The sequence below is a fragment of the Roseateles sp. GW821-FHT09G03 genome (genome assembly GCF_059416045.1).
Genome location: NZ_JBWKOK010000002.1, coordinates 182,526 through 194,253 on the forward strand (window position 1 = coordinate 182,526; position 11,728 = coordinate 194,253).

Annotated in this window: 11 protein-coding genes; 7 read left to right on the top strand and 4 right to left on the bottom strand. The window is 68.6% G+C overall.

What is annotated here, in order from left to right:
- Positions 1-44: 44 nt before the first annotated feature.
- Positions 45-938 carry a LysR family transcriptional regulator gene (locus tag AC07OZ_RS08050; RefSeq protein WP_495466644.1) on the bottom strand — a complete coding sequence of 298 codons (894 nt, stop codon included), beginning with the start codon at positions 936-938 and terminating at the stop codon, positions 45-47.
- Between the two features lie 197 nt (positions 939-1,135).
- Here AC07OZ_RS08050 and AC07OZ_RS08055 point away from each other — a divergent pair, with 197 nt between their 5' ends.
- From AC07OZ_RS08055 to AC07OZ_RS08070, 4 genes are all read left to right on the top strand, one after another.
- Entirely contained in the window at positions 1,136-1,873 is a 738-nt protein-coding gene (locus AC07OZ_RS08055) for a gamma-glutamylcyclotransferase (RefSeq protein ID WP_495466645.1), read from the top strand.
- Positions 1,874-2,016: 143 nt separating this feature from the next.
- Positions 2,017-2,610, top strand: a complete 594-nt coding sequence (locus AC07OZ_RS08060) for a LuxR C-terminal-related transcriptional regulator (RefSeq protein ID WP_495466646.1) — start codon at positions 2,017-2,019, stop codon at positions 2,608-2,610.
- Between the two features lie 174 nt (positions 2,611-2,784).
- Entirely contained in the window at positions 2,785-3,270 is a 486-nt protein-coding gene (locus tag AC07OZ_RS08065) for a hypothetical protein (protein WP_495466647.1), read from the top strand.
- Positions 3,271-3,585: 315 nt separating this feature from the next.
- Positions 3,586-6,513 carry a di-heme oxidoredictase family protein gene (locus AC07OZ_RS08070; protein WP_495466648.1) on the top strand — a complete coding sequence of 976 codons (2,928 nt, stop codon included), beginning with the start codon at positions 3,586-3,588 and terminating at the stop codon, positions 6,511-6,513.
- A 167-nt stretch (positions 6,514-6,680) separates the two neighbouring features.
- On the opposite strand, the gene AC07OZ_RS08075 is transcribed toward AC07OZ_RS08070, so the two are convergent.
- Together AC07OZ_RS08075 and AC07OZ_RS08080 are read right to left on the bottom strand one after the other, a co-directional pair.
- Entirely contained in the window at positions 6,681-7,196 is a 516-nt protein-coding gene (locus tag AC07OZ_RS08075; RefSeq protein WP_495466649.1) for a putative Ig domain-containing protein, read from the bottom strand.
- Between the two features lie 119 nt (positions 7,197-7,315).
- Entirely contained in the window at positions 7,316-7,762 is a 447-nt protein-coding gene (locus AC07OZ_RS08080) for a VOC family protein (protein ID WP_495466650.1), read from the bottom strand.
- A gap of 183 nt (positions 7,763-7,945) precedes the next feature.
- Here AC07OZ_RS08080 and AC07OZ_RS08085 point away from each other — a divergent pair, with 183 nt between their 5' ends.
- The gene (locus AC07OZ_RS08085) at positions 7,946-8,272 is read left to right on the top strand and encodes a hypothetical protein (protein WP_495466651.1); all 327 of its coding nucleotides are present in this window, start codon (positions 7,946-7,948) and stop codon (positions 8,270-8,272) included.
- A 95-nt stretch (positions 8,273-8,367) separates the two neighbouring features.
- Positions 8,368-9,024: a glutathione S-transferase family protein gene (locus tag AC07OZ_RS08090; RefSeq protein ID WP_495466652.1), complete on the top strand. Its 657-nt coding sequence runs from the start codon at positions 8,368-8,370 to the stop codon at positions 9,022-9,024.
- On the opposite strand, the gene AC07OZ_RS08095 is transcribed toward AC07OZ_RS08090, so the two are convergent.
- Positions 9,021-10,955, bottom strand: a complete 1,935-nt coding sequence (locus tag AC07OZ_RS08095) for a potassium transporter Kup (protein WP_495466653.1) — start codon at positions 10,953-10,955, stop codon at positions 9,021-9,023. The two genes, AC07OZ_RS08090 and AC07OZ_RS08095, sit on opposite strands and share 4 nt — an antisense overlap.
- Positions 10,956-11,123: 168 nt before the next feature.
- Between AC07OZ_RS08095 and AC07OZ_RS08100 the strand changes: the two genes are divergently transcribed.
- Positions 11,124-11,669 carry a hypothetical protein gene (locus tag AC07OZ_RS08100; RefSeq protein WP_495466654.1) on the top strand — a complete coding sequence of 182 codons (546 nt, stop codon included), beginning with the start codon at positions 11,124-11,126 and terminating at the stop codon, positions 11,667-11,669.
- Positions 11,670-11,728: the final 59 nt, after the last annotated feature.

The following is an 11,728-nucleotide window of genomic DNA, read 5'->3' on the forward strand; positions in this document are numbered from 1 at the left end:
CTGCGACCGAAGTCGTAGGCGGAGACCTGACCCCCAACTGCCGCTCAGCCGCGCCGCAGATGTTCGTGGCGTTCGAACAGGTCCACGGCCCAGTCGATGAAGACCCGCACCTTGGCGCTGAGATAGCGGTTCGGCGCGTAGAGGACGTGCACGGGAATCTCGTCGGGATGCCACTCGTCGAGCAGCGAGATCAAGCGGCCCTCCTGGACCGCCGCATCGATCGTGTAGCACGGCGCCTGGATCAGTCCCAGTCCGGCGAGCCCGGCCGCCAGATAGGCGTTCGTGTCGTTGACGACCAGCCCATGGTCCGGCGTGAAGCGGTGCTCGACCTCGCCCCGCGTGAAGCGGAACGGCTGCACGCGCCCGCCCGATCCGCCGGCCAGGCCGACGGTGGGATAGAAAGGCACCTCCTCCGGCGAGGCCGGCGTGCCGTGCTCGTCGAGGAAGGCCGGCGTCGCGCAGGTGGCGAAACGGAAACCGCCGATGCGCCGCGCGACGAGGAACTGCTCGCTGACCTCCCCCGCGCGGATCACGCAGTCGACGCCCTCCGCGACCAGATCCGTGTGGCGATTGCCCACCCCCAGCTCGATCCTCACGTCCGGATAGGCGCGCCGGAAATCGCCGAGCGCCGGCACGAGCACCAGGGTCGCGATCGCCGCGGGCACATCGACACGAACGGTGCCGGCGGGTTTCGCGCTCGACTGGCGCGTCGACGACTCGATGTCGGCCAGATCCGACAGCAGCCGCACGACACGTTCGTAATAGGTCGCGCCCTCGGCCGTCACGGTGACGGCGCGGGTCGTCCGATGCAGCAGCAGCACTTTCAGATCCTGCTCCAGGCTCTGGATCTGGCGCGTGACGCTCGCGTTGGGCAAGGCGAGCGACTCCGCGGCCTTGGTGAAGTTGCCGGCCTCGACGACACGGACGAAGGCGTTCATTGCTGCGATCCGATCCATGGGGACCCTCCGGGGCTCACACGTTCACGGCCCCAATTAGATCGCCGCGGCGATCTTTGTCGAGATCACAAAAGCGCTTTGGCCGTCGGCATCTTGCTGCGCAGCGGGCTCGACTTCTAGAGTCGGCGCCATGAACCTCGTCCGGCCGATGCCGGCGGCGCACCTGGAGTCTTCCCCGCATGGACACGCCCCTCCCCACCGATCCGGACCACGAGCGCACCCGCGCGACGCTGGCGGCCGGCGGCTGGCAGGCCGCGATGCGCGCCGCGCCGCCGCCGGGTATCCAGCTGCGTTCGGACGAACAGCTCGAGCAGTCGAGGCAAGACGCCTTGCAGTCGCTGGACGAGGGCGAGGACCTGCACGTCTTCGGCTACGGCTCGCTGATGTGGAATCCCGCGCTGGACGCGGAACAGGCCTGGATCGCGCAGATCCGCGGATGGCACCGGCGCTTCTGCCTGCGCATGCTGTTCGGCCGCGGCACGCCGGAGACACCGGGCGCTATGCTGGCGCTCGATCGCGGCGGCGTCTGCAAGGGCCTGCTCTTCCGCATCGCGGCCTCACAGGTGACGACGGAGACGCGCCTGCTCTGGCAACGCGAGATGCTGGCGGGGTCCTACGACGCCCGCTGGGTCTCCGCCCAGGTGGGCGACAACCGCGTGCGCGCGCTGACCTTCGTGGCCAACCGGAGTCATGCGCGCTACATCGCGCGCGGGCCCATCGACGGCGTCGTCCGGATGATCCGCACCGGCAGCGGCACGGTGGGCAGTACGCGCAACTACTTCGATTCGACGCTCGCCACGCTCGAGCGACTCGCCATCAGGGATCGCGGGATGTTGCGGCTGCGCGCCGCCGTGGCCCGCGCTGATCGCGCCGATCGAGCGGCCCACCGCCAAGGCCATGGCGAGGTCACGCCATGACCGAGGCCCGCCCGCTCCTCCGCATTCCGCCCATTCCGCCCACCTCGTCCACTTCGTCCACTTCGTCCATTTCCCCAGGAAGGTCCACGATGTTCCCGTCCCGCCCGACCCTTTCCACGACGCCCCGGATCCGCGTCCTGGTCATGCATCCAGATCCCCTGCTCTGCGTGGGCATCACCGCCGCGCTCGGGGATCACGGCGGCATCGAGGTGTTCAAGGACGGCATCGACGAGCGGCGGCAGGACCCGCCCATCGACGTCGTGGTCTCCGACCTGCAGGACGCCCTGCGGCTCGCGGCGCCGGGCCAACGCGCGCTGCAGCGCCTGGACGGCGCGCGGGTCGTCGCGCTGACCACGCACGGCCGCGAGGCCGACATCCGCGCCGCGATCGAGGCCGGCGTGCACGGCTACCTGCTGCTCGGCGGCCCGCTCAGCGAGCTGGTCGAAGGCGTGACGGCGGCGGCGCGCGGCCAGCGTTATCTGGGACTGACCGTGGCGCAGCGCATGGCCGACAGCCTGACGCGCACGGCGCTGACCTCGCGGGAAACGGAGGTGCTGCGCCTGGTCGTCGCCGGCGAGTCCAACAAGACGATCGCGCGCCTGCTGGACATCGAGCTCGGGACGGTCAAGTCGCACATGGGCGCCATCATGAGCAAGCTCGGCGCCAACTCGCGCACCCACGCGGCGGCCATCGCGCTGGCACGCGGCCTGGCGAACGATTTCGCGCCCACCGCGTAGCGAGGCGGGCTCCTTCTACGGCCCTCTTTGTGCGGCCCTCTTTGTACGGTCATGTATCGCGCGCCGCCGCGCATACAGGCTCTTGCCGAAGGCACGGGGCGGGGACAAACCCCAGATACCTGCGATGGATCAAATCCATTCCACACCAACCCCACCCCTTCATAGGAGTCCGACATGACCACCGCTTCCTCCCGCACCCTGTTCGCCGCCACCCTCATCGCCGCGACCTTCGCCGCCATCGCGCAACCCGCCGCCGCGCAGACGACCTCGCTGCCCCGCGTGCAGGTCCAGGCCGAGCTGATCCGCGCGCACGCCGCCGGCGACACCACGGACTGGAAAGAGGACGCGCCATTCTCGCGGACCAGCGCCGTCGGCACGCCCCGCACGCGCGCCGAGGTGCTGGCCGAGCTGGCCGCCGCGCAGGCGAGCGGCGAGCTGCTGCGCTCGCAGCGCGACAACTACGAGCCGCCGCTGACCGGCACGGCCAAGACCCGTCTGCAGGTCCAGGCCGAGACCGCCGAAGCCCGCCGCCTGGGACTGCTGGACCACCAGGGAGATGACGGTCTCGTGACCGCGACGCCCGAGCAGCTCGCCCGCGTCGAGGCGGCCGGTCAACGCGCGCTCAGCATCACGACGGCCAGTGCCAGCTTCTCGAAGTGACACTATTTGTCGCGTCCGATGCCAGGGCTGACAAAACCTGACCCTGGCATCGCATCGCACATCGCCCGAATACCTCTTTGGGATTAGGGTCGGACGTCACAGACCCGCGAATCGCAACGCTGACCGCACTTTGTTTCCAAGCGCAACCGGCACGTTCTCTGCTTGAACAGGCGAAAGTCCACCTGGGTCAGGCGTCCGTGCGCGCGCCCTGGTGTCTCGTTCTACGGACCTGCAGGAGCGCCCATGCGCCACAACAATCCAGAGGCTGACCCGACATTGGGCTGCCCCTCCCCCCGAAACCCCTGGGGAATCGTCTTGAGCGCCGTCGTCGCCCTCAGCGCCGCTGGCACGCTGGTCGCCTGCGGCGGTGGCGGCGGTGGCGCCGCGGACAGCGGCGGGAACCCGCCCTTGTCCGGCGCCCCGGCACCGGCGCCTGCTCCCGCGCCGCCGGCCTCGGCGCCCGTCGGCGACGAGCCCGAACTGCCCCCGCCCGCGCCCGCGCCGCCGAGCCTGCCCACCGGCGGCGACAGCAGCACGCCGGCGACGCCTGCCGTGCCCCCGTCCCTGCAGTCGCCCTCCGGGCTGGACATCAGCAAGCCGGGCAAGGCCATCACCGGCATCACGGCGACGTCCAGCGCGCTGGAGAACAACGGCGACACCGCCCAGAAGACACTGGACGGCGACCTGAACACCCGCTGGGCCAGCGCCTTCGACGACAAGGCCTGGATCCAGTTCGACTTCGGCACCAAGACGCCGGTCGGCTACATGAAGCTGGTGTGGCAGAACGCGTATGGCAAGGAGTACGCGATCCAGGTCTCCGACGACGGCACGACCTGGTACCAGCTGCGCTACGTGGCCGGCGGCAAGGGCGGCACGGAGGAGTTCTTCAACCTGAACGCCAACGCGCGCTACATCCGCCTGCAGGGCGTCGCCCGCGGCACGCAGTACGGCTATTCGCTGCTTGAGGTCAGCTTCAACTCGCCCGGCAGCGACAACACCCTGCCGATGCTCACCGCGTCGGCCGTGCCCACGCCGCCCAAGGGCGCCTCGGTGGTCACGCCGCCGACGCCGGCCACGCTGGAGCAGGTGCAGTTCACGCTGCCCGACGGCACGCTGGTGACCCGCTTCGGCTTCGTGGGCCGCTCGCGCCACGGCCGCGAGCGCGGCGAGGACTGGAACGAGATCGGCTTCGGCCCCAACGACACCGTGGACGCCAACGGCAAGCCGCAGGACAAGGGCCCGGGCGCGTACCTGAACTTCATCGCCAACTACTTCAAGAACCGCACCTGGGGCGTCGAGTTCATCGACAACAGCCGCGTGGCCGGCGTCACCAAGCCGAGCATCGTCGTCAACCAGTACTACCAGCAGGCGCAGCGCGGCGGCGGTCATTCCTTCTTCCGCCGCATCGATGATCCGAACGTCACCGGCTACGGCTGGATGTCGCCCGGCCGGCTGCTGGACAACACCACCTACACGGACGGATTCGTCGACAAGACCTCCTGCCCGATCGTGCCCAAGCCGCCTGAAGGCGCGCTCGCCCGGCCCACCTCGGGTTATGGCGGCGTCATCGGCGCGAACGACGGCTGCTCGGTGGTGCTGGACAACGTCCCGGGCCATTCGGACCTGGCCCCGAACGCCAACGGCGTGATGGTGCCCAACGGCGTCAACATCCCGTCGCGCAACCTCAAGGTGGGCGACGCGATCGAGTTCACCGGCTCGTTCTTCTCCAGCCGCGCCGCGATGGACGCGATCCAGGACAACGGCAACTTCCGCTACTACACCAACGAGGTGACGTACGTGGTGGGCAGCGGCCTGCGTCCGCAGTACGGCATCCAGCCGCGGCTGAACAACGCGCCGCTGCCGGTCGAGACGCTGTCGGGCGGCACCGGCTCGGTCTCCTACGACTACGCCGACAACTCGACCTTCATGTTCCAGCAGCCGAATACGCAGATCGGCATGAAGAACATGCAGACCTTCGTCGAAGGCCGTCGCTGGTTCCACACCAACATGTGGACCGGTGATCACAACGAGCAGGGCAACGATCGCAACAACGACGCGGTGAAGCTGCAGGGCCCGCGCTTCAACCAGACCAACTGCTTCGGCTGCCACATCAACAACGGCCGCAGCCTGGCGCCGCAGGTGCTCAACCAGCGCCTGGACACCATGGCCGTGCGCGTGGCCGCGCTGGACGGCAACGGCAAGCAGCTGCCCCACCCGGTGTACGGCGAAGCCGTGCAGATGAATGCCCGCTCGGCCACCACCGGCGCGGCGCAGGACTGGGGCAACGGCGTGCGCGTCGCCGGCTTCGACACGAAGAACGTCACGCTGGCCGACGGCACCGTCATCACGCTGAGCAAGCCCAAGGTGAGCTTCGACGGTCCGACGCCGACGGTGTACTCGCTGCGCAGCGCGCAGCCGGTGATCGGCATGGGCCTGCTGGAGGCGATCACCGACGCGGACATCCTGTCGCGGGTGCGCACCACCGCGGACGAGGACGGCGTCAAGGGTCAGGCCAACCTGGTCTACGACCCGGAGACCGGCGCCGTGCGCGTGGGCCGCTACGGCTGGAAGGCCGCGAAGGTCAGCCTGCGTCACCAGACGGCCAACGCGCTGCTGCTGGACATGTCCGTCACTTCTCCGGTCTACCCGAACCGCGACTGCCTGGCCGGCCCGGCCCAGTGCAACAAGACGAAGGTGGAAAAGGGCGTGACCGAGGACGAGCTGCAACTGCTCTCGCGCTACGTGGCCCAGCTGGGCGTGCCGGCGCAGCGCAGCGTCGTCAGCGGCTTCCCCAAGGGCGTGACGCCGCTGCCCTACCTGGACGTGGATCCGGTCAAGGTCGCGGCGGGCTCGAAGGTGTTCTCCACCATCCGCTGCACGGCCTGCCACATCGCCGAGATGAAGACAGGTTCGGGCACCGAGCTGGCCGAGATGCGCAACCAGACCATCAAGCCCTACACCGACCTGCTGCTGCATGACATGGGCAGCGAGCTGGCCGACAACTTCGCCGAATCGCAGGCGAGCGGCAGCCAGTGGCGCACGTCGGCCCTGTGGGGCATCGGGTACACGGAGCGCGTGGCGGGCAACGGCGTGAAGGTGGGTTACCTGCACGACGGCCGCGCCCGCACGCTGACGGAAGCGGTGCTGTGGCACGGCGGTGAAGGCGACGCGAGCCGTCAGCGCTTCGTCAAGCTGAGCACGGCGGACCGGGAGGCACTGCTCGCGTTCCTCAACTCGCTCTAAGCCTCGAACGGGACCTGGCTTGCTCCCTCTCCCGCTTGCGGGAGAGGGCAGGGGTGAGGGCCGGGGTCTACGAAAAGCCAAACAACGGCCTGGTACTCACCAGGCCGTTTTTCATTGGGGCGCTGAAGCGCACCACCTTCATGAAGCGGACCTTCCGTCTTCGCCGTTCAAGGCGCGATATTGATGATCCCCAGTGCTTCGATCTTGCGGTAGCCCGGCAGGTGCATCGCCACCAGCCCGCCATCGGCGGACGGACCTCCGATGCCGATCGCCTGGGTGGGCGTGCCGGAGATCACGCCGGACCTGGTGTCCAGCACGAGCCCGCCCGGCAGCCCCTGCGGGACGTTGACCGAGAACGACTGCTGGCCGGCACACGAGGCGGGAAGTCCCGTGATGGTCGGCGTCGCCGTCAAGGGGACACCGACCTTGCCGCTCACCCGGCTGTCGATCGAACCGTTGGAGTTCCAGCTGAATGTGAGCGTCAGGACATCCGGGCCGCAGGCCTTCTCGTCATCGCCACCACCGCCGCAGGAAGCGAGCACGGGGACGAGGGCAATGGCGAGGAGAGTCCTGGCGAGAACGCGGTGCGAAATCATGGGTATGAAGCTGATGGGTTGCATGGCGGCCCGAACCCTATCGATCGCGATGCCGCTGAACAATCCGTCGAATCGGGTGTCCGGCACGGAGATCCATGGCCCTGTGACGCATTGCCCGGATCGCGCCTTTCAAGTGGTGCGCGCGAGCGACATCGTGGCCGCAGCGTCATCGCCTTGGCCGGGCCCGCGGGGGCCCGACCTCCGCTTCAGTCTGGCAACTGTCGCTCGACGAGTTCCCCGCCCCATGCATCCGGATGCACATCGCGCTCCGACTGCGAGAAGGTCCAGACATACCCCGCCAGGTCGGCGGCGGTGTACTGCCGCTCTCCATACGGGAACGAGTGCGGCTGAGACAAGACCTTGGCGCCCGCCGCTGCCGCTCGTGCGGCGTGCTGATCAGCGCTCGCGACGCGGACCATGATCGAGAAACCTGGTTCCGCTGGCGCATCGCCCTGCGCGACCACCATGGCGCCGGATCCGATCTCGAGCTGCACGCGATGGCCGCCGATGCGCAGGCGCTCGGTGAAGCCGAAGACCCGGACCAGCCACGCTGCAGCAGCCGCCACATCGGGGTAGTGCAGCACCGGGATGACCGTTGCCGAGGACATCGAGAGGTTCTCGGTGCCGGACAGGAAGGCGGCGTCTTTGGGCATGTCGTGATTGAAGCATGCGCGCCTTCGGCGCCGCAATCGTCACCGCCACCCGCGGTCGACTCTGTCTCCATCCACCCTCGGCACGGACCCATTCAACGGCGCATTCCGCAGTTCGCGACACGCCAGGACATTCAACCGGTCGCTCCTCATACAACGCCTCCTCGGACAGACGGAGGAATGAGCATGCAGGCAGATCTCGACGTGGTGACAGCAGCGACAGCGGCGACGGGTGTCGACCATGCGCCGGCCACGACGCGCAAGAGGAAGAGCTATCTGAAGGCCAACGTGGCCACCGTGCTGGCCATCGCGATCGCCGCGACGGCAGCGTGGATCACCGCCATGGCCTTCGTTGAAGCCTATGGCATCGGCGCGAGCCACTTCGGCCAATCGACCGACCTGGCCAAGCGGGCTGAGCCGGGCATGGCCCTGTTCGTCCTCGACGGCGTGGCGCTGCTGGTCGTCGTCGTCCTCGCTCGACTGGCGGCACGAGGTTTCCGCTCCGGACGCTGAAGACACTCGCCACGCCAGCTTTCTCGCGCTGAGCTGTCGATCGCGGTGAGGGTCATTCGTCGTTCCCAGACACGTCTCGTGCAAGGATCGACGTCATGACCATCACCATCACCGCTTTCGACCGCTCGCCCGACGGCGGCAAGGGCTTGGCACGCGACACGCGCGTCCGCTGGGCACTGGAAGAGGCGGGGCTGGCCTACGACGTCCGCCTCGTCTCGTTCCAGGCCATGAAGGAGCCGGCGCACCTGGCGCTCAATCCCTTCGGGCAGATTCCCACGTACGAAGAAGAAGGACTGGCGCTCTTCGAGACAGGCGCGATCGTCCTTCACATCGGTCACCGACATCCCGGACTGCTGCCCGACGACGCCGATGCGCGGGCGAGCGCCGTCGCCTGGGTCTTCGCCGCGGTGAACACCTTGGAGCCACCCATCCTCGAATTGACCATGGCCCGCCTGTTCGAGCGCGACCAGCCCTGGTACGCGGCCCGGCTCCCCTTGCTCGAAACGCGTGTGCGGACGCGCTTGCAGCAACTGGCCGCGCGTCTGGGCGACGCCGACTGGCTAGCCGGTGCCTTCAGCGCCGCGGACCTGATGATGGTCCACGTGTTGCTGCGCCTGCGGTCGACGGGTCTGCTCGATGAGTTCCCGCGACTGGCCGCCTATGTCGCGCGCGGCGAAGCCCGTCCCGCTTACCAACGGGCCTTCGCCGACCAGTTGGCGGTGAACACGCGGGCGCCCCGTCCAGAGGCCTAGAGCTGAACCCGTGACCCCAGCTCGATGACCCCGTTGTCCGGCAGCCGGAAGTAATCGGCCGCGCTGCTGGAATTGCGCGCCATGGCGATGAACAGCTGCTGCCGCCAGCGCGCCATCCCCGACTTCTTCTTGTGAGTCCCCGGCACGACGACCTGCCGGCTCAGGAAGTACGAGGCGAGGAAGGGATCGAATTGCAGATCGTGGCGCGCGCAGCGCCCCAGGGCTGCCGGCAGATTGGGCTCATGCTTGAACCCGTAACGCACCACCACCCGCCAGAAGCCCGGGCGAAGCGTCTCCACCGTGAGCTGCTGGTCCTCGGGCACGAACGGGACTTCGTCGAAGCGCACGGTCACGATCACGTTGCGCGCGTGCAGCAGCTGGTAGTGTTTCAGGTTGTGCAGCAGCGCCGGCGGCACGACCTCCGGGTTGGACACCGGATAGACCGCGATGCGGTCCGGTCGAGGTCCTTCAACGTCGTGGGACAACGATTCGAGGAAGGGGAGCAGCGGCAGGTCTTCGTCCGCGACCTGCGCATGCAGGCGCTCCTTGCCCAGGCGCCACGTGGCCATCACCGCGAAGAGCACCAGGCCGAGCGCCAGCGGGAACCAGCCGCCCTGCAGGATCTTGAGCGAGCACGAGACCACGAGCAATGCGTCCACCACGAGGAACCCCGCCGTCGCCGCCCAGGCCACGGGCGCCGGATAGCGCCAGGCATGCCGCACCACGAAGAAGGTCAGTGCCGTGGTGATCAGCATGGTGATGGTCACCGCGATGCCGTAGGCCGAGGCCAGTGCCGACGAACTCTCGAAACCGATGACTGCCAGGAGCACCGCGATCAGCAGCGTCCAGTTGATCGCCGGCAGATAGACCTGGCCCATGGCCTGCGCCGAGGTGTAGATGACGCGCATGCGAGGCAGCAGGCCGAGCTGGATCGCTTCCTTCGTCAACGAGAACGCGCCGGAGATCACCGCCTGGGACGCGATCACGGAGGCGAGCGTGGCCAGCAGCACCATGGGGATCAGCCACGACGAGGGAAACAGCCGGAAGAACGGGTTGTCCAGCGCGGTCGGGTCCCTCAGCAGCAACGCGCCTTGCCCGGCATAGTTCAGGGCGAGGGTCGGCAGCACCAGCGCCGACCACGCCAGCCGGATCGGGCGACGGCCGAAGTGCCCCATGTCCGCGTAGAGCGCCTCCGCCCCCGTCAGCGCGAGGACGAGCGCCCCCACGACGAGGAAGAGGCCCGGGCCCCGCGCCTGGAGGAATGCGAAACCGAAACGGGGATCCAGCGCCTGGAGGATCTCCGGGGCCTGCGCGATCTGGAAAGCGCCGATCAGGCCGAGCACGCTGAACCAGAGCAGCATGACCGGCCCGAACAGCACGCCGACCGCCGCCGAGCCGTGACGCTGGATCAGGAACAGGCCCGTCAGGACCGCCACCGAGATGGGCAGCACGAAAGGCTTGAGCGCCGGCGTGACGAGCTCCAGTCCCTCGACGGCCCCCATGACGGAGATGGCCGGCGTGATGACGCTGTCGCCATAGAAGAGCGCCGCGCCGCAGACGCCGACCAGCAGCAGCATGCGCCGCCTGGCCGGGGTGTCGCCGGCCGCGCGCACCGCCAGTGCCGTGAGCGCCATGATGCCGCCCTCACCCCGGTTGTCCGCGCGAAGGATCAGCACGACGTACTTGAGCGTCACCACGACCATCAACGCCCAGAAGATGGCCGACACCGCGCCGATGATGGCCGCCGGCGCCAGCGTCACGCCGTTGGCGGGATTGAGCACCTCGCGCATCGTGTAGAGCGGGCTCGTTCCGATGTCGCCGAACACGACGCCCAAGGCACCCAGCGTGAGCGTGGCCAGACCTTGACGCGGCCCGTGATGGGCATTCGCCTGTCCTTCGGCGGGGGCGGAAGAGGCGGAATCTCGGGGCATCTCGATGGGCCTGCAGGCGGATGACGGATCGATCCACTATCCCACAACCGGCCCCGCATTGGCCCATGTGACGCCCCATCCGACGCATTCGACAGCTCGTCGCTTTCGCCGGGCAAGTCCTGGCCCTCCCGCCGACGATCGCCGCTTCTTCCACTCCAGGAGCGTGCGATGTCCCTCGCCCTCACCACCGCCGCGGACACCCGCCGCACTCGCGTGCTGCTCACGATCCTGGTCGCGCTGCTCGAGCTCGCGCATCTGGCGTGGCAGTGGACGCACGGCGGCATCGTCAACCATCACCTGCTCGCCAATCCGGACCTGCCGTCCGTGTCCAACGGCTGGGGCATCGTGGCCATGCCGGCGTTGACGTGGATCCTCTCCGGCCGCTTCCTGCGCCGCGCGAGCTCCGGCCCGGCGAAACGCGCCATCTTGATCGCCGCGCTGGGCGCCGCCTGCGCGGGCATCGGCCTGTCGCTGGCCTTCAGCCTCGGAACGCCCGATCACGCCGCGGCCGTACTCCTGGCGATCCTGCTCAGCGGCGTCGCGCTGCCCACGTATCGCGGGGAGTACCTGCTCGGATTCGTCCTCGGCATGGCGTGGACCTTCGGTCCGATCCTGCCGATCCTGGTCGGATCAGTCCTGGCGTTGAGCTCGTTCCTCGTCCGTCGGGTGGTGTGGCCGGCGATGGGCTGGGCGGTCGCGCGGCTGCGGACGTGACGGGACTGTTCAACACTCATTGCGGTAGCTCCGCGGTTCGAAGCGAAGGGATGGTTATC

Excerpts from the sequence above, each read along its gene's own strand:
- AC07OZ_RS08095 (WP_495466653.1), bottom strand. The coding sequence starts at position 10,955 with ATGCCCCGAGATTCCGCCTCTTCCGCCCCCGCCGAAGGACAGGCGAAT.
- AC07OZ_RS08080 (WP_495466650.1), bottom strand. The coding sequence starts at position 7,762 with ATGCCCAAAGACGCCGCCTTCCTGTCCGGCACCGAGAACCTCTCGATG.
- AC07OZ_RS08090 (WP_495466652.1), top strand. The coding sequence starts at position 8,368 with ATGACCATCACCATCACCGCTTTCGACCGCTCGCCCGACGGCGGCAAG.
- AC07OZ_RS08060 (WP_495466646.1), top strand. The coding sequence starts at position 2,017 with ATGCATCCAGATCCCCTGCTCTGCGTGGGCATCACCGCCGCGCTCGGG.
- AC07OZ_RS08055 (WP_495466645.1), top strand. The coding sequence starts at position 1,136 with ATGGACACGCCCCTCCCCACCGATCCGGACCACGAGCGCACCCGCGCG.
- AC07OZ_RS08100 (WP_495466654.1), top strand. The coding sequence starts at position 11,124 with ATGTCCCTCGCCCTCACCACCGCCGCGGACACCCGCCGCACTCGCGTG.
- AC07OZ_RS08085 (WP_495466651.1), top strand. The coding sequence starts at position 7,946 with ATGCAGGCAGATCTCGACGTGGTGACAGCAGCGACAGCGGCGACGGGT.
- AC07OZ_RS08065 (WP_495466647.1), top strand. The coding sequence starts at position 2,785 with ATGACCACCGCTTCCTCCCGCACCCTGTTCGCCGCCACCCTCATCGCC.
- AC07OZ_RS08050 (WP_495466644.1), bottom strand. The coding sequence starts at position 938 with ATGAACGCCTTCGTCCGTGTCGTCGAGGCCGGCAACTTCACCAAGGCC.